Source organism: Mycolicibacterium palauense (assembly GCF_002592005.1).
GTDB lineage: Bacteria > Actinomycetota > Actinomycetes > Mycobacteriales > Mycobacteriaceae > Mycobacterium > Mycobacterium palauense.
The window spans coordinates 11,459-33,637 of the sequence record NZ_NVQF01000056.1 but is presented as its reverse complement, the minus strand read 5'-3'; the positions used below and the strand labels follow the sequence as shown (position 1 = coordinate 33,637).

The window sequence follows — 22,179 nt, the reverse complement described above, 5'->3', positions numbered from 1 at the left end:
AGCGCGCCTCAGCGCTGGTGCGGCAGGGTCAGCAACTCCAGGCGTGCGAACCGGCTGGCGCCGCGCAGCACGAACGCGACCTCGGCGGCGCGCACGCCGTCGGGCACCGCGATCCGCGGACGCGCGGGCAGACCCGTCATCACCACACCCTGGTGTGCCCGCACCGCACGCACCCCGTCCGGGCCGTCGGTCATCGCCCCCACCACACTGCCGTGGTCGAACACCAGGCTGCGCAGCGCCGGCACGACGCCCGCGGTCAGACCGAAGGGCTGTGCCCTGGCGATCAGCCAGCTGCGCAGATCGGCCTCGGCCCCGTCCTCGGGCAGGTCGATGGTGCCGATCACCATGGCGTCGATCGGTCCGCTCTGTGCGGTGTAGGTGATCGTCTGGCGGCTGTCGATCACGGCGCTGGTCACCGCCACGGCGGGCGACCCGACGCAGGCGGCGGCCCAGTCGCGCAGCTGCGCCCCGTAGAACGGGGCGACCGCGGCGCCGCGCTTGAACTCACCGGGCAGGATGCCGTCGACCGCCCGGACCGGAACCGGGTCGTACTCGGACACGGCGACCGGCGGCAGATCCGCGGCCAGCGCGTCCAGATAGGCGGCGGTCCCGGGGTCGGCCATCCCGAAGCGCTCCGACAACCGGCCGTCCACGGGCCCGCCCGCGGGCATGGCGACGACGGACACGTCGAACCCCGCCATCGCGGCGACCACCCCCGACGCCAGCTCCCCACCGTGGTAGCCGGCGCACACGAAGTCGACCTCGTCGTCCCAGTCGATCTCGGCGGGTGCGGTGTCGCTCTCCGGGCGGGCGGCGGCGCCCATCGGGTCGTCGTCGTACCCGGGCCGGTCGTGATCGCCGTCGAAGTCTTCCTCGGAGCACACCGCCTGCACGGGCAGGCCGAGTTCGCAGACCGGCAGGCCCCGCCGTGCGGTCAGACTTCCGGCGCTCTGGCCCAGCCGTTCACCCCCCCGGTTCACCGTGGCGCCCTCCCCGGCGCCGACGAACCAGAAGTTGTCATGAGTGGGATCTTACATACTTTTTGCACGTTCTCTACTAGCCTGTGTGATTTACAGTATTCAGCCGTGGTGACACGTTGAGCGGATGGGCGAAGTGAGCGCGGTGATCGACTGCGGGGACGGTCGCGGGGACGGCCACGAGGACGGCCGGGTCGACTCGGCCCGCCGCCAGATCCTCCGCGCCGCCGCACACCAGTTCGCCCGCCGGTCCTACAGCGCGGTCAACCTCGACGACATCCTGACCGAGGCGCAGCTGACCAAGGGCGCGATGTACTTCCACTTCCGTTCCAAGCGCGCACTGGCCGTCGCGGTGATCGACGAGGCGATCGCGTCGGCGCGCAAGCGGACCGCGGACACGGCGGGGCAGTCCGCGCTGGAGACCTTGATCGACGTGACGTTCACGCTGGCCTGCCAGGACCTCACCGAGGACCTCACCAGGGCCGGGCTGAACCTGCTCGCGGCGATCGGCAAGGAGGACGGGCTGAGCCACGAGCTGATCACGTCCTGGACCGACAGCTTCGCCCGCCTCGCCAAGCGGGCGGTCGACGACGGCGACGTCGCCGCCGGCGCCGATGCCCGCGAGATCGCCCGCACGGTGGTCTCGCTGTTTCTCGGGCTGCGCCAGACCAGCCGGGACGACGACCCCGCGGACTACCTGGCCAGCCTGCGGGGCGGTTGGGCACTGCTGCTGCCCGGCGTCGTGGTGGCCGACCGGGAGGAATACTTCGCCCGGTTCGTGGCGCGCAGGACCAAGATGGCGCTGCGCAACACGGACCGTGATGATGTTTCCCAGCTGTAATTCCATTTCCCGGCCGGATCGGAGGTATCGCGACGCATGGCCCGGCAGACGCGCTCGGCGGCGACCCGGCAGAAGATCCTCGACGCCGCGGTCGAGCTGTTCGACGAGGCCGGCTACTCCTGCACCGGGCTCGGCGAGGTCATCCAACGGTCCCGGCTGACCAAGGGCGCGTTCTACTACCACTTCAACTCCAAGGAGGCCCTGGCCACCGCGCTGATCGCCGACGCCTCGGCAATCGTGTTCAACACCTTCAGCGAGATGGCGGACCGGGCCGGCATGCCGGCACTGGAGAAACTGCTGCACAGCTCCTTCGCGCTGGCCGACCTGGTCACCACGGTCGCGCTGGTTCGGACGGGATCGCAGTTGATGCGCGCGCTCGGCGAGTTCAACACACTGGCGGTGCGCACCTACACCGACATGCAGGAGATCATCACCGGCCTGACCCGGCAGGCCGCCGAGGAGGACGACCTGAGCGGGCTGGTGCCCCCGGAGAGCGTCGCCGAGGTCCTGGTGAGCACCTATCTGGGTGTCGAACTGTTCTCCCTCGGTTCGGCCCAGGGCGCCGACATGGTCGAACGCCTGCACCGGGTGTGGGAGGTGCTGCTCCCGGCGATCACCGCCGAGGACAGCCTGCCGTTCATGCGCGAGTACCTCGAGCGCGAGGTCACGCTGCGCCGCCGGCCGCGCTGACCCGCAGCCGGAGAGCCGGCCTAGGACTCGTCGCGCCAGAACTGCTCGGTGAGGTCGGTGAACACCGCCAGCGCCACGTCGTCGTCGTCGCGCACCAGCGCCGATCGGCTCATCCATGCGCGCACGGTGGAGCCGTCGCCGTGGCGCAGCTCCACGACCAGGTCGGCGTGCTCACGCACGGCGGCCACCGCCGACTCGTCGATCGCCATGGTGGTGAACAGTTCGTCGAACCGCATCCTCAGCACGGATTCGGCGGTCCGGCCGACCATGTCACCGAAAGCGGTGTTGGCGAAGAGGATCTGGCCGTCGGAGGCCACGGCCAGCACCGGCACCGGCAACCGCTCCAACACCACCAGCGCCGGCAGCTCCTGCAGCGTCTGCATCGGCGTCCGGGCACGCCGGGACCGCCTGCGCCGCTCCACCCCCTCGACCATCACGGTCAGCCGTCGCCGAGGCCGAGATCGGCCAACCCGAGCACGCTGCGGTAGGGCAGTCCCTCGGCCCGGATCACCTCGGCCGCACCGGTGGCGCGGTCCACCACCGTGGCCACCCCGACAACCCGGCCCCCGGCCTCGCGCACGGCCTGGACCGCCGTCAGCGGCGAGGCGCCGGTGGTGCTGGTGTCCTCGACCACCAGCACCGGCTGGCCGGCGACGTCGAAGCCCTCGATCAGCCGCTGCATGCCGTGGGTCTTGGCGGACTTGCGGACGACGAAGGCGTCGACGGGGCGGCCGTCGGCGTGCATGATCGCGGTGGCCACCGGGTCGGCGCCCAGCGTCAGGCCCCCGACGGCGACGTAGTCCCAGTCGGAGGTCAGTTCGCGCATCAGACTGCCGATCAGCCGCGCGGCGCGGTGCTGCAGGGTGGCCCGACGCAGGTCCACGTAGTAGTCGGATTCCTTGCCGGAGGACAGCACCACCCGCCCCCGGACCACCGACAGCCGCCGTACCAGCTCCGCGAGCTCGGCCCGGTCGGCCTCGGTCAGCACCGGTGTGTCCTCACGTACGTCCACGTCCACGTCCCATCGCCTTGGTCGCCGCGCGCACCACTCCGCGGGGAAGGATGCGTCCAACGGTCGTCAACACCTTGTACTGCAGGCCGGGCACGATCACCACCTTGCCCTTGGCCACATCGGTCATGCTGTCGCGCACCACGTCGTCGACCTGCAGCCACATCAAGGATGCCGTGGAGCTCATGTCGATGCCGGCGCGTTGGTGGAATTCGGTGCGCACGAAGCCCGGGCACACCGCGTGCACCCCGACACCGCTGCCCTGCAGCCCGTTGGCCAGCCCCTCGGTGAAGGACACCACCCAGGCCTTGGAGGCCGAGTAGGTCGAGCCCCGGCCCGGCAGCAGGCCGGCGACGCTGGCGATGTTGATGACGGTGCCCGAGCCGGCGTCGAGCATCGACGGCAGCGCGGCCCTGGTCAGTTCCAGTACGGCGGTGACGTTGACGTCGAGCTGGGCGTGCAGCAGCGCCGGGTCGGCCGTCCAGAACTCCCCGGAGGTGCCGAAGCCGGCATTGTTGACCAGCACCCGCACGCCGGCGGCGAGCCGGTCGGCGACCGCGGCACGGTCCTCGGCGGCGGCCAGATCGGCCGGCAGCACCTCCACGGCGCAGCCGTGCCGGCCGCGCAGCTCGGCGGCCAGCTCGGCCAACCGCTCGGTGTCGCGGGCCACCAGCACCAGGTCGTGACCGTCGGCGGCGTAGCGGCGCGCATACCCCATGCCCAGGCCCGATGTCGGTCCGGTGATCAGCGCGGTGGGCGGCACCCCGCCAGCCTAGCTAGCGCTGGAAGTGGGCGGCCTGGTGCCCGTTGCGCGGCGGCGTGCGGTGCATCGGCTCACGCTGGCGGGTGGTCGGGGCGTCGGCGGGATCCTCACCGGCCGGGCCCGAGGGCAGCTCGGCCGGGGCCATCGGGCGCCCGGGGGCCGCACCGATCTGGCCGCGGTCGCGGTGCCGGGGCGCCGCCCCGATGGCGGCCTGTTGCGGCAGCGGCGGCAACACCCGCAGCAGGTCGTTGAACTGCCGCACGGTGCGCAGGCCCTCATCCCATTCGGCGCGGCCGCTGGAGATGGGCATCGACACCAGGGTCCAGTTCTGCTCGTTCCACATGATCTCGGCGCAGTCGGGCGCGGTGTGGGCGAAGGTGACCATGCGGCGGTCACACGCCCGGCGCGCGGCGTCGAGGTTGGTGGAGTAGACCATCCGGGGCCCGATCGCGCCGAGCAGCCAGATGTCGCTCTCGCGGGGCTCGCTGATGCCCTTCAGCCGCAGGTCGACGCTGACGTTGGTGCCCACCTTGCGATGCAGCGCGATGACCGTCGAGACGTCGTCGAGGTCAAAGATGAACACCGCCTCACCGCGGATCTGCCCGAGCACGACGTTGCGGGCGGTGACGTCACCGACGGTGGACATCACACCGCGCTTCCACCGTTGCAGAATCTCGGTGGACTGGGGTTCGTAGTCGAACCCATGGGACCGGGCCCACGACTTGCGGCGTCGGCCGAGCCCACGACGTCGATCGATGTCGACGTACAGCAGCACCGCCGCACCGACGAAACACAGTGCGGACAGTGTGAACCAGAGCGGGACCATTGCACGTAGCCTATCTGCTCTATTCGGGGAAACGAGAATGTAAGCAGGTCACAACCACGTTACGCCCTGCACCCGACCCGAAAACGGCCCGCACCCCGTTCACGGGGTGCGGGCTCGCTTCGGGTTGCGGTCAGCCCAGGACCAGGCCGTCGCCGTCGGGGGCGACGTTGACCTGCACGGTGTCGCCGTCGTGGACCTCGCCGGCCAGCAGCAGCTTGGCCAGCTGGTCACCGATGGCCTGCTGCACCAGCCGCCGCAGCGGGCGGGCACCGTAGACCGGGTCGAATCCGCGCTCGGCCAGCCGCTCCTTGGCGGGCAGGGACACCTCCAGCGTCAGCCGGCGCTGCGCCAGGCGCTTCTGCAGCTGGGTCAGCTGGATGTCGACGATGCGGACCAGCTCGTCGGGCTGCAGGTGCGAGAAGATCAGCACGTCGTCGAGCCGGTTGATGAACTCCGGCTTGAACGCCGCGCGGACCGCCGCCATGACCTGTTCCTCGGTGCCGCCCGACCCCAGGTTGGAGGTCAGGATGAGGATGGTGTTGCGGAAGTCCACCGTGCGGCCCTGACCGTCGGTGAGCCGGCCCTCGTCGAGGACCTGCAGCAGCACGTCGAACACGTCCGGGTGGGCCTTTTCGACCTCGTCGAACAGCACCACCGTGTACGGGCGGCGGCGCACCGCCTCGGTCAGCTGGCCGCCCTGGTCGTAGCCGATGTAGCCGGGGGGCGCGCCCACCAGCCGGGCCACCGAGTGCTTCTCGCCGTACTCGCTCATGTCGATGCGGGTCATGGCGCGCTCGTCGTCGAACAGGAAGTCCGCCAGGGCCTTGGCCAGCTCGGTCTTGCCGACGCCGGTGGGGCCCAGGAACAGGAACGAGCCGGTGGGCCGGTTGGGATCGGCGACCCCGGCCCGGCTGCGGCGCACCGCGTCGGACACGGCGGCCACGGCGATCTTCTGGCCGACGACCCGCTTGCCGAGCTCGTCCTCCATGCGCAGCAGCTTGGCGGTCTCACCCTCCATCAGCCGCCCGGCCGGGATCCCGGTCCACGACGCCACCACATCGGCGACGTCGTCGGGGCCGACCTCCTCCTTGAGCATGACGCCCTCGCGGGCCTCGGCCTGCGGGATGGCCGCGTCCAGCTTCTTCTCGACCTCGGGGATGCGTCCGTAGCGCAGCTCGGCGGCCTTGGCCAGGTCGCCGTCGCGTTCGGCCCGGTCGGCCGCACCGCGCAGGTCCTCCAGCTGCTCCTTGAGCTCGCGGACGACGTCGATGGCGCCCTTCTCGTTCTGCCAGCGGGTGGTCAGCTCGGAGAGCTGTTCCTTCTTGTCGGCCAGTTCGGCGCGCAGCTTCTCCAGCCGTTCCTTGGAGGCGTCGTCCTCCTCCTTGGCCAGCGCCATCTCCTCGATCTCCAGGCGGCGCACCACCCGTTCGACCTCGTCGATCTCGACGGGACGGGAGTCGATCTCCATGCGCAGCCGGGACGCGGCCTCGTCGACCAGGTCGATGGCCTTGTCCGGCAGGAAGCGGCTGGTGATGTAGCGATCACTCAGGGTGGCCGCGGCCACCAGCGCCGAGTCGGTGATCCGCACGCCGTGGTGCACCTCGTAGCGGTCCTTGAGACCGCGCAGGATGCCCACGGTGTCCTCCACCGACGGCTCGCCGACGAACACCTGCTGGAACCGGCGTTCCAGGGCGGCGTCCTTCTCGATGTACTTGCGGTACTCGTCGAGGGTGGTCGCGCCGACCAGCCGCAGCTCGCCGCGGGCCAGCATCGGCTTGATCATGTTTCCGGCGTCCATCGCGCCCTCGCCGGTGGCACCGGCGCCGACGATGGTGTGCAGCTCGTCGATGAAGGTGATGATCTGCCCGGCGGAGTTCTTGATGTCGTCGAGCACGGCCTTGAGCCGTTCCTCGAACTCACCGCGGTACTTCGCACCGGCCACCATGGATCCCAGGTCCAGGCTGATCACCGTCTTGTCGCGCAGGCTCTCGGGGACGTCGCCGGCCACGATGCGCTGGGCCAGGCCCTCGACGATCGCGGTCTTGCCGACGCCGGGTTCACCGATGAGCACCGGGTTGTTCTTGGTGCGCCGGGACAGCACCTGGATGACGCGGCGGATCTCGGTGTCACGCCCGATCACCGGGTCGAGCTTGCCCTCCCTGGCCCGCGCGGTCAGGTCGGTGGAGTACTTCTCCAGCGCCTGGTAGCTGCCCTCGGGGTCCGGGCTGGTCACGCGGGCGGAGCCGCGCACCTTGACGAACGCCTCGCGCAGCGCCTCCGGGGACGCGCCGTGGCCGGTGAGCAGCGTGGCCGTGTCGCTGTCGCCGGTGGCCAGGCCGACCATCAGGTGCTCGGTGGAGACGTATTCGTCGTCCATCTCCGTGGCCAGTTGCTGTGCCACGGTGATGGCGGCCAGCGACTCGCGGGACAGCTGCGGCGTCGAATTCGCGCCGCTGGCGCTGGGCAGCTTCTCGACCAGACGCTCCGCCTCGGCCCGGATGGTCGCGGGGTCAACTCCGACCGCCTCCAGGAGCGGGGCCGCGATGCCGTCGTTCTGCGTCAGCAGCGCCATCAATAGATGGGCGGGCATGATCTGCGGGTTGCCGGCAGCGGTGGCCGCCTGCAACGCCGACGTCAGCGCCGCCTGGGTCTTCGTGGTCGGGTTGAACGAGTCCACGACACCTCCGTTTCAATCACAAAGGGCACGCACGCGTGACCTGATGAATGCTTGTCGCCTTCAATAACGTCGTCAATGTTGAGTCTGTTCCGCTCAACTTTAACCATTTTCCAGCCACCAGCACCAGCTTCCCGTTCATTCGGTACTGAGGGCCAACAATTCGCGCAGAATTCGCTCTGAGTACCGGATCAACACCACGGGCATTCGAACATATGATCGAGGCATGCAGGGGCAGTCGTCGATCGGCTACAACGGGCAACCGGTCCGGGAGCCGTTCCGGGTGGTGCGCCCGCCGCTGCGTGTGCTGATCGATCTGACCGTGCTGTTTCCGCGGGAGCCGCACCGCAACGGGCGCTATCACCCGCACGGGCTGCAGATGCACAAGGTCGTGCCGGGATGGCTGAGCTGCTGGGGCCTGTGCGAGCAGGGCGACTGGTGGGGCCTGGTGACCTACGAGATCACCTACGGCGCCAAGCAGAAGGCGGTGACGCACTGGGTGCCGGCGTGGACCCTGCGGCGCAACGATGCGGGCGAGGCACGAGCCCGCTGAGGCGTGCCGTCGAGGTATCAGTCTGCGTAGTCCCAGAACTGCAGGTCGTGCACCGTCGCGAAGAGCGTCAGCGCGGCGAGGTATCCGAGCACGATGAGGACCGCGCCGCCGACGCTGACCCGTAGGCCGGCACCGTCGACCGGGTCCAGCCACCGGCCGAACAGCCGCGAGGCCACCGGCATCAGCGCCCACTGCATCACCACGATGCTGACGATGTTGCTCATGAAGAACGCCAGCCACGGCCTGATGCCCAGGCCGGCCAGCATCGGACCCAGGAAACGGGACAGCAGCATCACCGTCGGGTAGAGCACCAGCAGCACCAGCATGGCGACCTTCCACCCCGGGGTGACCTGGGTGCGGCCGTTGTCGGTCCGCACGGTCGAGCCGTACGGGGTGGTCAGGGCGTGCACGGAGAAGTTGTCGGTCAGGCTGTCCCGCACCGCGGGCAGGGCCTCGGCACGGGAGCCCGACCCCAGCCACGCCCGGAGCTGGTGGGGCCGGCGGAACCGCACCACCGACAGCCATTCGCCGCGATCACCCGGCGGGAACACGGCCGTGCCCTCGCACCCGGGGAACGTCGCCGCCTTGGCGGCGAGTTCGGCCTGGGCGGCGGTGAATTCGGCCTCCCGGCCGGCGGCGACGGTCTGCAGGAAGACGCTCAGGCCCGGCGGCAGCGGGTCGCCCTCGACGAAGACCAGATCCGAGGTGCTGGCCGCGAAACCGCGCCGCCGGCCCTCGCGCATCACCGCGGCGCGTCCGGGGCTGTCCAGCCAGCGGTGCAGGGCCTCCTCGGTGTGGAAGGTGACCGTCATCGCCGGCTCCAGCAGCGGGTCCTCGCGCGCGGATTCGCGCGCGACGCGGAAACCGTCGGCGGCGCGGGCACAGGCGAGCACCTCGGCCAGCCACGCGGAGAACCCCGCGTCGTCGGGGAACGGGTGGAAGACGGTCAGGGCGGTGGCCGTCACGGCCGCGTGCCCCTCTCAGCCCGGCCCGACACGCCGCCCCCGCACGTACACCTCGGCGATCGACGTCTCGCGAATCCCCGTCAACAGCGCGAACAGGGTCTGCTCGCGGGCCAGCTCCGGGTCCCCGGACCGGACACCGTGGCGCAGCGGGGCCGCCAGCGCCGGCGTCCGGCCCGGGTCGACGACGACGAAATCGGCCTCCTTGCCCGGGTCGAGGTTGCCGAAGCGGTCCTCCATGTCCAGGGCGCGGGCGCCGGCCAGGGTCCCGACGAACAGCATCTCGGCGGGGTGCATGGACACCCCGGCCTCCCCCGGCTCGCTGATGTGCACCTTGAAGGCGTCGCCGAGCACCCGGGGGATCAACCATTCGTCGCCGCCGCCGAAATCGGTTCCGGCGGCGATGTTGACGCCGGCGGCCACCGTGCGCTTCCACGGCATGGTTCCCGAGCCGAGGAACAGCTGCGACACCGGACAGTGGGCGATCGAGGTCCCGGTCTCGGCCATCCGGGCCAGTTCCTCGTCCTCGCAGTGCACGCAGTGGGCCAGGATCGTGCGCCGCCCGAGCAGACTCTTGCCGCCCACCCCGGAGCCGGGCAGGAACTTGCCGTCGTAGGTGTCCAGGTAGGTGTTCACCCGATAGGTCTGCTTGGTGGTGTCGACCTCGCCGGTGCCCGGGCGGTTGTTCTCGTTGAGATGGCTGTGGACGTAGACACCGCGGTCCCGGACCTCGTCGTAGAGTTCGCCGAGGTTCCTCAGGGTCTCGGTGGTGACCGACAACGAGAAGCGCGGCACGATCGCCACGTGCAGCAGCGCGGTGGCGGGGTCGCCGGTGTCGGCGGCGTGCCAGGTCTCGATCTCCGCGCGGGTCAGCCGGATCGCGTCGGCCTCGGAGGTGAGCAACGGCTGGGCGGTCGGACCGCCGACGGTCTGGATGCCGCGGCCGCTGACGATGCGCAGCCCGCGCCGGCGGGTCTCGGTGAACAGCGCGTCCTGCGCGTGCGGGAACGCCGATCCGAACACCATCGCCGCGGTGGTGCCCGCGGCGATCCGCCGGTCGCAGAATTCGACGGCGGCCGCCTGCGCGAATTCCGGCTCGGCGAAACGTGACTCGGACGGGAAGATGCAGCGGTTGAGCCACTCCAGCAGCTGACCGCCGCCGTAGGAGTCGCCGGCGTAGGTCTGCGGGAAGTGGATGTGGGTGTCGACGAACCCGGGCAGCAGGAACCCGGGCCGGTGGTCGTGCACGGTGGCCGCGGCGTACCGGTCGGGCAGCGCCGAACGCTCGCCGCAGAACTCGACGCGCCCGTCGTCGCCGACCACCAGCGCCCCGTCGTCGATGGCGACCAGGGCGTCGGAGGCCTCGGTGACGGTGGGTCTGCCGCCGATGTGGAACACATGGCCGAGGTGCACGTGGGGCATGGGGTGGCGGCTTCCTCTCGCGGTGCGGGCGAGTTCCGTCGCGGTCGGTCACGGGGTTCGCTAGGTTTCTCGGGTGTCCTCAGTCTCGAGTTCGATCCTGACCGAGCTCATTCCCCTCGCGACGGTCATCGCATTATCGCCGCTTTCGATCATTCCGGCCGTGCTGATACTGCACACCGCCAGGCCGCGGCCGTCCTCGCTGGCGTTCCTGACCGGCTGGGTGATCGGGCTGGCGGTGCTCACGGTGCTCTTCGTCGAGATCTCCGGCCTGCTCGGCGGCATGGACCGCCAGCCCCCCACCTGGGCGTCGTGGCTGCGCGTGGTCATCGGTGCGGCACTGATCGCCTTCGGCGTCTTCCGGTGGCTGACCCGGCACACCAAGCCGCACCAGATGCCGGGCACCAAGCACATCACCGAAGCCGGGCCGGGCAAGGCGCTGGCCGTCGGCGCCCTGCTGACCGTGGTCAATCCGAAGGTGCTGTTCATCTGCGCCGCGGCCGGTCTGGCCATCGGCACCGCCGGGCTGGGCCAGACCAAGGCCTGGGCCGCGGCGGCGATCTTCGTGGCCGTCTCGGCCTGCACGGTGGCGGCGCCGATCCTGGCCTACGCCGTCATGGGTGAGCGGCTGGATCCGGCGCTGCTACGGCTCAAGGCGTGGATGGAGAAACACAACTCGGCGCTGGTCGCGGCCATCCTGGTGATCATCGGCCTGATGGTGCTCTATAAGGGTCTTCACGCCCTGTAACCGGCCGGCAGGCCGAGTTCCTCGACATCGGCGGTCAGGTAGCGCTGCACGCAGGGCGCCAGCATGGCCAGCAGTTCGTCGGCGGACACATCGGCCAGCGGGCCGATCTTCATCACGTAGCGCAACAGCGCCGTCCCCACCAGGTTGGTCGCGGCGAGCATCGCCCGCAGGCGGGTGTCCGGGCCGGACCCCAGCGCCTCGGAGACCGCGGTGAGCACGTAGCCCTGCATGAAGTCGCGGAACGCCTCGTGCGCGTCGTTGTTGGAGGTGGCCGAGGCCAGCATCGCCGCCATCGTCGGGCCCGTGTCGGGCCCCTCCCAGATCTGCAGGTAGACCCGGGACAACCGCAGGCCGATCTGGTCGGGCGGGCCCGCCATCGCCGCCACCAGGCTCTCCGGGTCGATGATCAGCTTCAGCGACTCGCGGAACAGCTCGTTCTTGGATCCGAACAGGTAGGACACCATCGACGGATCGACGCCGGCGTCGTCGGCGATCTGGCGCAACGTCGTCTTCTCGTAGCCCTGATCGGCGAACCGGCGCTTGGCCGCGGCCAGCACGGCATCGCGCGGAACGGGTCCGCCCTGACGGCGACCTCGCTTGCGGACGGTCTGCGCAGGTGGAGCCACTCCCAAACCCTATCATTTCATTAGCTATTCAAATTATCGCAACCCGGGCACGCACTGCGCGGGTACCCATTCACCGGCCGACGAAGATTGCTGGCGGGCCGCCGACCGCGAGCGTTTGCCGTCGGATCCTGGCACAACTGGCAACGGCGCCAATATTCGCTGCACCGCGCGCTGCGCACTCCCGGATACCCACAGAAAGCACCTGTGAAACCGTACGCGGCCCCGGCCGTTTCGGTTTGCTGGATCATGACCGGCGCGGTGCCGACGGTATGGGCCCACCCGGTCAGAAACCGCCCGGCGGCATAAGATCTGCCACTGTGGGTCTGGAGGATCGTGAAGCGCTGGCGGTGCTGCGCGCCGCCGTGGATCCGCACCGTGGGTCCGATGCCCTGATCGGACGGTTCTACACCTGCTGGTTCGCCGTGGACGACACGGTGCGCGACCTGTTCCCGCCGGACATGCATCATCAGCGCGCCGTCTTCGCCCAGGCGCTCGACTGGGTGCTCGGTGAGTTCATCGACCAGCGGGCCGACGAACCGGTCGCCTTCCTGGCCCAGCTCGGCCGCGACCACCGCAAGTACGGCGTCAGCCGCCGCCACTACGAGACCATGGCCCACGCCATGTACGCCACGCTGCGCAGCAGCCTGGGCCCGGCCTGGACCGACGCCGTCGACGAGGCCGCCGTACAGGCGCTCAACCTGATCAGCGGGGTGATGGTCGGCGCGGCCGACGCCGAGGACGGGCCACCGTGGTGGGAGGGCACCGTCGTGGAACACCACCGGGTCTCCCGGGACGTGTCGGTGGTCCGGCTGTTCCTGGACCGGCCGATGCACTACTACCCCGGCCAGTACGTCAACGTGCAGGTGCCGCAGTGCCCGCGGCGGTGGCGCTACCTCTCGCCGGCCATCCCCGCCCAGCCGGACGGCTCGATCGAGTTCCACGTGCGCTCGGTGGCCGGCGGTTTCGTCAGCAGCGCCATCGTCGGCGAGACCCGGCCCGGGGACCGCTGGCGCATGTCGAACCCGCACGGCGCGCTGGAGGTCGACCGGGACGGCGGCGACGTGCTGATGGTGGCGGGCAGCACCGGCCTGGCACCGCTGCGGGCGATCATCATGGACCTGGCCCGGTTCGGCGTGAACCCCCGCGTGCACCTGTTCTTCGGCGCCCGGTACCCGTGTGAGCTCTACGACCTGCGCACGCTGTGGCAGGTCGCCGCGCACAACCCGTGGCTGTCGGTCACCCCGGTCTCGCAGTACGCCAACGACCCGCCGTGGGCCTCGCAGTACCCCGACGTGCAGCCGCCGCGCGGATTGCACGTCCGCCAGACCGGCCTGCTGCCCGAGGTGGTCACCCGTTACGGCGGCTGGGGGGACCGGCAGATCCTGATCAGCGGCAACGCCGGGATGATCGCGGCCACCAGGGCCGCACTGATCGACAAGGGAGCGCCGCCGCAGCGCATCGCCCACGATCCGGTTTAGGCTCGGGTGCGTGCGCACCGTGACCCTCCGCGACCCGACGGCACCGGTGACGGCGAGCTTCGTGCCCGAGGCCGGCATGATCGGTGTCTCGCTCACCGACGGCGGCACCGAGCTGCTGGGTCAGCGCCGCGGCCTGCAGACCTACCTCTCGGCCGGCAAGACGATGGGCATCCCGGTGCTGTATCCGTGGGCGAACCGGTTGAGCACCAACACCTACCGGGTCGGTGACGAGATCGTCGACGTCGCCCCGGACGCCGCGGGGGTGCGTGCCGACCCCAACGGGTTGCCGATCCACGGCCTGCTGGCGGCCTCGCCGGGATGGCGGGTGGTGACCGAATCCGACACCGACCTGATCGCCGAGTTCGACTTCGGCGCCCACCCGGAGCTGCTGGCCAGCTTTCCGTTCCCGCACGTGGTGGAGCTGGCGGTGACCCTGCGGGAGCGGACTCTGCAGTTGACGACCATCGTGAGCGCGACCGCGGACAAACCGGTGCCGCTGTGCTTCGGGTTTCACCCGTATCTGCAGCTGCCCGGCAGCCCGCGCTCGTCGTGGCGGATCCAGACGCCGCCGATGCGGCAGCTACAGGTCGACGGGCGGGGCCTGCCCACCGGGGCGACCACGACGCGTCCGGCCGGGTCGCAGGCGCTGGGCCAGACCGCGTTCGACGACGGCTTCGACGAAGTCGCCGAGGGCGCGGTGTTCTCGGTCAGCGACGAAACTCGCCGCATCGACGTGGTTTTCGACACCGGATATCCGGCCGCACAGATCTTCGCCCCCACCGGGGAGGATCTGATCTGCTTCGAACCGATGGCCGCGCCGACGGATTCGCTGACGCGCGGGACCTATCGCTGCGCCCGCCCCGGAGAGTCGGTGCTGCACCGGTTCTCGATCCGGGTGTAGGCAGGGCTAGCGCCGTTTCCGTGGCTGCCAGACGACCAGCGCGGTGCTGGTCGACTGGGCCACGTCGCGCCGCTGTCCGGTGCGCAGGGCGTCGAGTTCCTCGGCCATCTCCTGCATCCGGGACTGCAGCGCCTCGACCTGATTGGTCAGCTCGATGATGCGCTTGATGCCTGCCAGGTTGACCCCCTCGTCCTGGGACAGCCGCTGCACCTCGCGCAGCAGGTCGACGTCACGTTCGGAGTAACGCCGCCCGCCGCCCGAGGTGCGCTGCGGACTGACCAGTCCGAGCCGGTCGTAGTTGCGCAGGGTCTGGGCGTGCATGCCGGCCAGCTCGGCGGCCACCGAGATCAGGAAGGTGCGCGCCTCTTCACGGACTTCGAAACGGGCGCCGCGCCGGGACTCGTCTGATTTGCCCATCGGGCATCACATCCGGTTCCCGGCCCAGTTCGCCCGCGGGTCGAAGCCGCTGTCCCGTTCGGCGGCGGCGTAGGCCTCCAGCGCCTGCAGCGCCTCGCCCTGCAGGTCCGGCGGCACCGCGACCTTCACGGTGACCAACAGGTCGCCGTGTCCACCGCTGCGCTTGGGCACACCGCGCCCGCGCACCCGCAGAATGCGGCCGTCGGCGGTGCCCTTGGGCACCCGCACACCGACCTTGCCTTCCAGGGTGGGAACCGACAGCGTCGTCCCCAGCGCCAGCTCGTGGAAGCTGACCGGCACGGTGACCGTCAGGTCGTCGCCGTCGCGGCCGAACACCTTGTCCGGGCGCACGTGCACGGTGACGTAGAGGTCACCCGACGGCGCGCCCCGCAACCCGGCCTCACCCTGGCCGGCGAGCCGAATCCGTTGGCCGTCTTCGACTCCCGGTGGGATCCGCACGTTGATGGTGCGGGTGCGGGTGGTCACCCCGCTGCCCTTGCACACATCGCACGGGTGCTCGATGATCGAGCCGCTACCGCGGCACTCGGTGCAGGGTTCGGAGAACCCGAAAGCGCCCTGGTTGCGGTTGATGACGCCGGCACCGTTACAGCTCGGGCACACCTTGGGGCTGGTGCCCGGGCGCGCACCGCTGCCGTGGCAGTTGGTGCACGGGGCCGGGCTGGTCAGCCGCAGCGGCATGGCCACACCCTTGGTGGCCTCCAGGAAATCGAGTTCGGTCTCGGTCTCCAGGTCGTTGCCGCGCCGGGGGCGGCTCGGCCGCGGTTGGGCACCGCGGCCGAACAGCCCACCGAACAGGTCGCCGATGTTGGCGCCGCCGGTCTGGCCCGCGGCGTCGAAGAGGTCACCGAGATTGAACTCGGCGCCGTCGGAGCCGAAGCCCCCGCCGCTGAAGCCGCCGCCCCCGCCGAAGTTGCCGTTGAAACGGCGGCCGAAGCCACCGCCCCCGGCGAACAGCCGGCGGGTCTCGTCGTACTCCTTGCGCTTGGCCGGATCCAGAAGGACGTCCTTGGCCTCACTGGCCGCCTTGTACCGGTCCTCGGCCGCCTGGTCTCCCGGGTTGCGGTCGGGGTGGTTCTCGGCCAGCAGCTTGCGGGCGGCCTTCTTGATCTCGTCCTGGCTGGCGTCAGAGGAGACGCCGAGCTCTTTGTAGAAGTCCTTCTCGACCCACTCACGCTGAGCCATTGCGCGCCACCTCCTTACCTTCTGTCATAACTGTCGTCTACTTACTCTGATTCTGGGGCCTGATCGCCCGCTCCGCTGGTAGCACCGCCGGTGTCGCCCCCGGTATCTGCGCCGGGACCCTCGACGGTGTCGACGACGGCCACCATCGCGTGCCGCAGCACCTGCTCGCCGAGCTTGTACCCCTGGCGCATGACGGTGCCGATCACCGGGTTGGAGCCGTCGCCCTCGTGCTGCACCGCTTCGTGCAGCGCGGGATCGAACTCGTCGCCCTCGGCGCCGAACGCCACCAGGCCCAGCCCGGTCAGCACGGACACCAGCTTGTCGGCCACCGCCTTCAACGGGCCCGAGTCGAGGTCACCGTGGCTGCGGGCGCGCTCGAGGTCGTCGAGCACCCCCAGCAGCTGGCCGACCACCGTCGCCTTGGCCCGGTCCGCGATCACCTGCTGGTCGCGCAGGGCCCGCTTGCGGTAGTTCGCGAAGTCGGCCTGCACGCGCTGCAGGTCGGCGAGCAGTTCGGTGGCCTTGTCGGCTTCCTCCGGGGTCTCGCCCGCGAACTCCCCCGACCCCGGCCCGCTGGGGGCCGGGCCGGGAGAGGCCTCACGGACCTGGCCGGTGTTGGGATCGATGCGCCGCTTGTCGGTGACGGTGACCGGCTCCTGCGGTTCCTGTTCGCCGTGGTTGGGACGCGTCACTTGTTCTCCTGGTCGTCGTCGACGACCTCGGCATCCACCACGTCGTCGCTTCCGCTGTCGGTCTCGGTCGCGCCACCGCCGGCGGCCTGCTCGGCCTGGGTGGCCTCATAGATCGCCTGGCCCAGCGACTGGGACTCCTCGCCGAGCTTCTCCATCGCCGTCTTGATCGCGGCGATGTCGGTGCCGGCCAGGGCCGTCTTGGCGTCGGAGATCGCGGCGTCGACCTTGGTCAGGGTGTCCTCGGGGACCTTCGAGCCGCCCTCGGCCCCGCGCTGTTCGGAGACGAACTTCTCCGTCTGGTAGACCAGCGACTCGGCCTGGTTGCGGACGTCGGCCTCCTCGCGACGGGCACGGTCCTCGTCGGCGTGCGCCTCGGCGTCCTTGACCATCCGGTCGATCTCCTCCTTGGACAGGCCGGAGCCCTCCTGGATCTTGATCGTGTTCTCCTTGCCGGTGCCCTTGTCCTTGGCGGTGACGTGCACGATGCCGTTGGCGTCGATGTCGAAGGTGACCTCGATCTGCGGGACACCGCGCGGGGCCGGCGGGATGCCGGTCAGCTCGAAGGAGCCGAGCAGCTTGTTGTGCGCCGCGATCTCGCGCTCGCCCTGGAAGACCTGGATCTGCACCGACGGCTGATTGTCGTCGGCGGTGGTGAAGGTCTCGCTGCGCTTGGTCGGGATCGTGGTGTTGCGCTCGATGAGCTTGGTCATCACGCCACCCTTGGTCTCGATGCCCAGGGACAGCGGCGTGACGTCCAGCAGCAGAACGTCCTTCACCTCGCCCTTGAGCACGCCGGCCTGCAGCGCGGCACCCACGGCCACGACCTCGTCGGGGTTGACGCCCTTGTTGGGCTCCTTACCACCGGTGAGCTCCTTGACCAGGTCGGTCACCGCCGGCATGCGGGTGGAACCACCCACCAGCACGACGTGGTCGATCTCCGACACCGAGATGCCGGCGTCCTTGATCACCGACTGGAACGGCTTGCGGGTGCGGTCCAGCAGATCGGAGGTGATGCGCTGGAACTCCGCACGCGTGAGCTGCTCGTCGAGGAACAGCGGGTTCTTGTCGGCGTCGACGGTGATGTAGGGCAGGTTGATCGAGGTGCTCTGCGAGCTGGACAGCTCGATCTTGGCCTTCTCGGCGGCCTCACGCAGCCGCTGCATGGCCATCTTGTCCTTGGTCAGGTCGATGCCCGAGGTGCCCTTGAACTTCTCCACGAGCCACTCGACGATCCGGTCGTCCCAGTCGTCGCCACCGAGGTGGTTGTCGCCGGAGGTGGCGCGCACCTCGACCACGCCGTCGCCGATCTCCAGCAACGAGACGTCGAACGTGCCGCCGCCGAGGTCGAAGACCAGGATGGTCTGTTCCTTCTCGCCCTTGTCCAGGCCGTAGGCCAGCGCGGCCGCGGTCGGCTCGTTGACGATGCGCAGCACGTTCATGCCGGCGATCTGTCCGGCCTCCTTGGTGGCCTGGCGCTGGGCGTCGTTGAAGTAGGCGGGCACGGTGATGACCGCGTCGGTGATGTCCTCACCCAGGTAGCTCTCGGCGTCGCGCTTGAGCTTCATCAGCACGCGCGCGCTGATCTCCTGCGCGGTGTACTTCTTGTCGTCGATGTCGATGGACCAGTCGGTGCCCATGTGCCGCTTGACCGAACGGATGGTCCGGTCGACGTTGGTGACTGCCTGGTTCTTGGCGGGCTGGCCGACGAGCACCTCGCCGTTGCGCGCGAACGCGACGACGGACGGGGTGGTCCGGGAGCCTTCGGAGTTGGCGACGACGACGGGGTCGCCACCCTCCAGCACTGCGACGACGGAGTTGGTGGTCCCGAGGTCGATTCCGACCGCACGAGCCATAGTTACTGCCTCCTGAATAGCTTCTGCCTTTGTGGGCCTCAGTGGATCTGAGCGAACCACGCTCAAGCCTGCTCCTGTCGACCGTCTCCTGTCAACCCAGAGTTGAGCCTGTTGCACTCAAGTTCTTGTCGATGGGGTCAACGCCGCCCCGGCCGGATATGTTCCCGGCGCGGCGCAGCGACCACGCGCGGGCCACCGGCGGTCACTCCGGAACGTACTCCGGAACCCGGCCCTTCAGGGTGGCGATCCTGAGCAGCTGGACGGTGAGGTTGACCGCCGCCAGCATGGGCAGCACCCCGATGAACGTCGCCCAGGACGGGGACGCCCCGTGCAGCTGGTCGAGCCTGCCGAACACGTAGAGGCACCCGATGGAGAAGAGCGCGCCGGGAACGCAGAACGCCAGGGGCGATCGACGCTCGGCGATGGTCTGGGCGGCGAAATCCCGCTCGTCGGCCGGCATCGGCTCGCCCGTGCGCACCTTGTGCAGCACGTACTTGACGCTGCCGATCCGCTCGCTGGCCGCGGTCGGCGTCCGCCTCAACAGCCGTCTGACGAAGACGAAGGCGCCCGCGGCGAAGGCCAGCGCGGCCACGAGGGACAGCGCCGTCAGCCAACCGAACAGACTCATCGTTTCGCTCCGCGCGCCGCGGTGACGTCACCGTCGTCGCCATCGTCGTCGCCATCGTCGTCGTCCCACAGCAGCAGTTGCCGCACCGCGGGGCGGGGCCCGTAGGGCCGGAGCATCGAACTGGCCGGGCGTGGGCGCACCCGTTGGGGCCACCAGAACCAGCGACCGAGCAGTGTGGCGATCGAGGGCGTCATGAACGCCCGCACGATCAGGGTGTCGAACAGCAGTCCGAGCGCGATGGTCGTACCGACCTGCCCGATCGCCCGCAGATCGCTGAACACGAAGGACGCCATGGTGGCGGCGAACACCAGGCCCGCGGAGGTGACGACCGAGCCAGAACCGGCCATCGCGCGGATGATGCCGGTGTTGAGCCCGGCGTGGATCTCCTCCTTGAACCGCGATATCAGCAACAGGTTGTAGTCCGACCCCACCGCCAGCAGCAGGATCACCGACAGCGCCAGCACGATCCACAACAGCTCGATCCCGAGGATGTGCTGCCACACCAGCACCGACAGGCCGAACGACGCCCCCAGCGAGAGCACGACCGTGCCCACGATGACCAGCGCCGCGACCAGACTTTGGGTGATGAACATCATGATGAGCAGGATCAGGCTCATCGCGGCGATACCGGCGATCATCAGGTCGTATTTCGCGCCCTCGGCGATGTCCTTGTACGTCGCGGCCGCGCCGCCGATGTAGATGTCGGCGTTGCCGAGCGGCGTGCCCTTCACGGCGTCCTCGACCGCGGCGCGGATGGCGTCGATGTGCGAGATGCCTTCGAGGGTGGCGGGATCGCCCTTGTGGGTGATGATCATCCGGGCGGCCTTGCCGTCGGGCGAGAGGAACAGTTTCAGGCCGCGCTGGAATTCGGGATTGGCGAACACCTCCGGCGGCAGATAGAAGGAGTCGTCATTCTTGGCGGCGTCGAACGCCTGCCCCATCGCGGTCGCATTCTCCAGGGACGCCTCGCTGTTGGCGGCGATCCCCGATTGCGTGGCGTAGTTCGTCATCGCCAGATCGCGGTTGGTCTGCTGGCTGGCGATCTGGCTCGGGATGAGCGCGAGCAGCTGCGGCTGCAACGCGTTCAACTTGTCCAGACTCGCAGTGACCTTCCCGAATTGGCTTGTGAGCGAGTCGATCCCGTCGAGTGCGTCGAAGACGGAGCGCAGCGCCGCACACATCGGGATGTCGAAGCAGTGCGGCTCCCAGTAGAAGTAGTTGCGGATGGGCCGGAACTGATCGTCGAAGTTGGCGATCTTGTCGCGCAGGTCGTTCACCGTGGCCACCGTGTCGTGGAACGCCTGGGTCTGTTCGGCCGTGGCGGCGCTCGCCTGCTGTTGCAGTGCGTACTGCTGCTTCAGGGTGGCGATCGACTTGTCGATCTCGGCAACCTGTTTGAGCAGGTCGTCGGCGCGGTCCTGCTGATACGGCAGGTTCTCGATCTGACCGATGCTCTGCGCACTGATCTGGAACGGGATGGAGCTGTGGTCGAGCGGGGTGCCCAACGGCCGGGTGATCGACTGCACCTGCGCGATGCCCGGGGTGTGGAAGACGGCCCGGGCCACCCGTTCCAGCAGGATCATGCCCGCGGGATTGCGCAGGTCGTGGTCGGACTCGATCATCAGCAGCTCGGGGTTGAGCCGGGCCGCGGAGAAATGCCGTTCCGCGGCGGCGTAGCCGAGGTTGGCCGGGGTGTCCCCGGGCAGGTAACGGCGCTGGTCGTAGCTGGTCTTGTAGCCGGGCAGGGCGAGCAGGCCGATCAGGGCCACCCCCACGGTCACCACCAGGATCGGCCCGGGCCAGCGCACCACCGCGGTGCCGATCCGCCGCCATCCCCGGGTCTGCACCGCGCGGCGCGGGTCCAGCAGTCCGAACACGGCGGCCACCGTGATGACGGCGGGGGCCAGGGTCAGCGCGGCGGCCAGCGCGACCAGCACACCGATCGCCCCCAGCGGGCCCATGCTCTGGAAGTAGGGCATCCGGGTGAAGCTCAGACAGAACACCGCGCCGGCCACCGTCAGCCCCGAGCCCAGAATCACGTGGGCGGTCGACCGGTACATCGTGTGGAAGGCCGTCTCACGGTCCTCGCCGGCGTGGCGCGCCTCGTGGTAGCGACCGAGCAGAAAGATCGCGTAGTCGGTGCCCGCCGCGATCACCAGCAACGTCAGCAGGTTCGTCGCGAACGTCGACAGCCCGATGATCCCGGAGTCGGCCAGCAGCGCCGCAACCCCTCGGGCCGCGCTCATTTCAATGATGACGGTCAACAGCACGAGTAGCGTCGCCACGATCGATCGGTAGATGAGCAGCAACATCACCAGGATCACCCCGATGGTGATCAGGGTGACCTTCACCAGCCCCTGACCGCCGACCTGGATCTGATCGGCGAACAGCGGTGCCGCCCCGGTGACATAGGCCTTGACCCCCGGTGGCGGCGGTGTGTGGTCCACGATGTCGCGCACCGCGGCGACGGACTCCAGCGACAGCGTCGCGCCCTGGTCCCCGGCGAGGAATACCTGGGTGTAGGCGGCCTTTCCGTCGCTGCTCTGGGAGCCCCCGGCGGTCAGCGGATCCCCCCAGAAATCCTGGATGTGCTGCACATGGGCGGTGTCGGCCGACAGCTTGCGGATCAGGGTGTCGTAGAACCGGTGGGCGTCGGCACCCAGGGGCTGCTCGCCTTCCAGCACGATCATCGCCGAACTGTCCGAGTCGAACTCGTGGAACACCTTGCCCATGCGTTTCATCGCCTGCAGCGAGGGCGCGGCCGGCGAGCTCAGCCCGACGTTGTGGGCCTCACCGACGGTTTCCAGCTGCGGCACGAAGACGTTGGTGAACACCGCGATGAGCAACCACGCCAACACGATCGGCACCGACCACCACCGGAGGGTCCCCGAGATCCGGCGCACCAACGACCTGTCCCGG

Annotated in this window: 21 protein-coding genes; 6 read left to right on the top strand and 15 right to left on the bottom strand. The window is 69.6% G+C overall.

Annotation, left to right across the window (positions count from 1 at the left end; genetic code table 11):
* Positions 1-8 precede the first annotated feature (8 nt).
* Positions 9-980, bottom strand: coding sequence for a hypothetical protein (locus CSR00_RS19950; RefSeq protein WP_099024159.1), 972 nt, complete (start codon positions 978-980; stop codon positions 9-11).
* Between the two features lie 124 nt (positions 981-1,104).
* Here CSR00_RS19950 and CSR00_RS19945 point away from each other — a divergent pair, with 124 nt between their 5' ends.
* Positions 1,105-1,818, top strand: coding sequence for a TetR family transcriptional regulator (locus tag CSR00_RS19945; RefSeq protein ID WP_099024158.1), 714 nt, complete (start codon positions 1,105-1,107; stop codon positions 1,816-1,818).
* A 36-nt stretch (positions 1,819-1,854) separates the two neighbouring features.
* Positions 1,855-2,508 (top strand): TetR family transcriptional regulator, encoded by a 654-nt coding sequence (locus CSR00_RS19940; RefSeq protein ID WP_099024157.1) that lies wholly within the window; start codon positions 1,855-1,857, stop codon positions 2,506-2,508.
* Positions 2,509-2,528: 20 nt separating this feature from the next.
* On the opposite strand, the gene CSR00_RS19935 is transcribed toward CSR00_RS19940, so the two are convergent.
* From CSR00_RS19935 to clpB, 5 genes are all read right to left on the bottom strand, one after another.
* On the bottom strand, positions 2,529-2,891 hold the full coding sequence (locus tag CSR00_RS19935; protein WP_099024170.1) for a PAS domain-containing protein: 363 nt from the start codon (positions 2,889-2,891) through the stop codon (positions 2,529-2,531).
* A 56-nt stretch (positions 2,892-2,947) separates the two neighbouring features.
* Entirely contained in the window at positions 2,948-3,493 is a 546-nt protein-coding gene (gene pyrE / locus CSR00_RS19930) for an orotate phosphoribosyltransferase (protein WP_099024169.1), read from the bottom strand.
* A 13-nt stretch (positions 3,494-3,506) separates the two neighbouring features.
* Entirely contained in the window at positions 3,507-4,280 is a 774-nt protein-coding gene (locus CSR00_RS19925; protein ID WP_176562157.1) for an SDR family NAD(P)-dependent oxidoreductase, read from the bottom strand.
* A gap of 13 nt (positions 4,281-4,293) precedes the next feature.
* Positions 4,294-5,106, bottom strand: a complete 813-nt coding sequence (gene ttfA, locus CSR00_RS19920; protein ID WP_099024156.1) for a trehalose monomycolate transport factor TtfA — start codon at positions 5,104-5,106, stop codon at positions 4,294-4,296.
* Between the two features lie 130 nt (positions 5,107-5,236).
* Positions 5,237-7,783, bottom strand: coding sequence for an ATP-dependent chaperone ClpB (gene clpB / locus CSR00_RS19915; protein WP_099024155.1), 2,547 nt, complete (start codon positions 7,781-7,783; stop codon positions 5,237-5,239).
* A gap of 223 nt (positions 7,784-8,006) precedes the next feature.
* Between clpB and CSR00_RS19910 the strand changes: the two genes are divergently transcribed.
* Complete coding sequence (locus CSR00_RS19910; RefSeq protein ID WP_099024154.1) at positions 8,007-8,333, top strand: hypothetical protein; 327 nt, start codon at positions 8,007-8,009, stop codon at positions 8,331-8,333.
* 17 nt (positions 8,334-8,350) lie between these two features.
* Here CSR00_RS19910 and CSR00_RS30720 read toward each other — a convergent pair whose 3' ends face one another.
* Both CSR00_RS30720 and CSR00_RS19900 read right to left on the bottom strand, forming a co-directional pair.
* The gene (locus tag CSR00_RS30720; protein WP_099024153.1) at positions 8,351-9,298 is read right to left on the bottom strand and encodes an antibiotic biosynthesis monooxygenase; all 948 of its coding nucleotides are present in this window, start codon (positions 9,296-9,298) and stop codon (positions 8,351-8,353) included.
* A 15-nt stretch (positions 9,299-9,313) separates the two neighbouring features.
* Positions 9,314-10,717 carry a guanine deaminase gene (locus tag CSR00_RS19900; protein ID WP_099024152.1) on the bottom strand — a complete coding sequence of 468 codons (1,404 nt, stop codon included), beginning with the start codon at positions 10,715-10,717 and terminating at the stop codon, positions 9,314-9,316.
* A 73-nt stretch (positions 10,718-10,790) separates the two neighbouring features.
* Here CSR00_RS19900 and CSR00_RS19895 point away from each other — a divergent pair, with 73 nt between their 5' ends.
* On the top strand, positions 10,791-11,462 hold the full coding sequence (locus CSR00_RS19895; RefSeq protein WP_407662481.1) for a GAP family protein: 672 nt from the start codon (positions 10,791-10,793) through the stop codon (positions 11,460-11,462).
* Here the strand turns inward: CSR00_RS19895 and CSR00_RS19890 are convergent.
* Positions 11,450-12,094 (bottom strand): TetR/AcrR family transcriptional regulator, encoded by a 645-nt coding sequence (locus tag CSR00_RS19890; protein WP_456093790.1) that lies wholly within the window; start codon positions 12,092-12,094, stop codon positions 11,450-11,452. The genes CSR00_RS19895 and CSR00_RS19890 overlap by 13 nt on opposite strands.
* Positions 12,095-12,405: 311 nt before the next feature.
* Here CSR00_RS19890 and CSR00_RS19885 point away from each other — a divergent pair, with 311 nt between their 5' ends.
* Positions 12,406-13,566: an FAD-binding oxidoreductase gene (locus tag CSR00_RS19885; RefSeq protein WP_099024150.1), complete on the top strand. Its 1,161-nt coding sequence runs from the start codon at positions 12,406-12,408 to the stop codon at positions 13,564-13,566.
* A 10-nt stretch (positions 13,567-13,576) separates the two neighbouring features.
* On the top strand, positions 13,577-14,467 hold the full coding sequence (locus tag CSR00_RS19880; protein ID WP_099024149.1) for an aldose 1-epimerase: 891 nt from the start codon (positions 13,577-13,579) through the stop codon (positions 14,465-14,467).
* Between the two features lie 6 nt (positions 14,468-14,473).
* Here the strand turns inward: CSR00_RS19880 and CSR00_RS19875 are convergent, their stop codons facing one another.
* From CSR00_RS19875 to CSR00_RS19850, 6 genes are all read right to left on the bottom strand, one after another.
* The gene (locus CSR00_RS19875) at positions 14,474-14,884 is read right to left on the bottom strand and encodes a heat shock protein transcriptional repressor HspR (protein WP_099024148.1); all 411 of its coding nucleotides are present in this window, start codon (positions 14,882-14,884) and stop codon (positions 14,474-14,476) included.
* A 6-nt stretch (positions 14,885-14,890) separates the two neighbouring features.
* On the bottom strand, positions 14,891-16,087 hold the full coding sequence (dnaJ, locus tag CSR00_RS19870; RefSeq protein ID WP_099024147.1) for a molecular chaperone DnaJ: 1,197 nt from the start codon (positions 16,085-16,087) through the stop codon (positions 14,891-14,893).
* Positions 16,088-16,128: 41 nt separating this feature from the next.
* Positions 16,129-16,779 carry a nucleotide exchange factor GrpE gene (gene grpE, locus CSR00_RS19865; RefSeq protein WP_099024146.1) on the bottom strand — a complete coding sequence of 217 codons (651 nt, stop codon included), beginning with the start codon at positions 16,777-16,779 and terminating at the stop codon, positions 16,129-16,131.
* Positions 16,776-18,632, bottom strand: coding sequence for a molecular chaperone DnaK (dnaK, locus tag CSR00_RS19860; protein ID WP_099024145.1), 1,857 nt, complete (start codon positions 18,630-18,632; stop codon positions 16,776-16,778). Before dnaK ends, grpE begins: the two co-directional genes overlap by 4 nt.
* A 202-nt stretch (positions 18,633-18,834) precedes the next feature.
* Entirely contained in the window at positions 18,835-19,260 is a 426-nt protein-coding gene (locus tag CSR00_RS19855) for a hypothetical protein (RefSeq protein ID WP_099024144.1), read from the bottom strand.
* Positions 19,257-22,163 (bottom strand): MMPL/RND family transporter, encoded by a 2,907-nt coding sequence (locus CSR00_RS19850; protein ID WP_281259740.1) that lies wholly within the window; start codon positions 22,161-22,163, stop codon positions 19,257-19,259. The genes CSR00_RS19855 and CSR00_RS19850 overlap by 4 nt, the downstream gene beginning before the upstream one ends.
* Positions 22,164-22,179 lie beyond the last annotated feature (16 nt).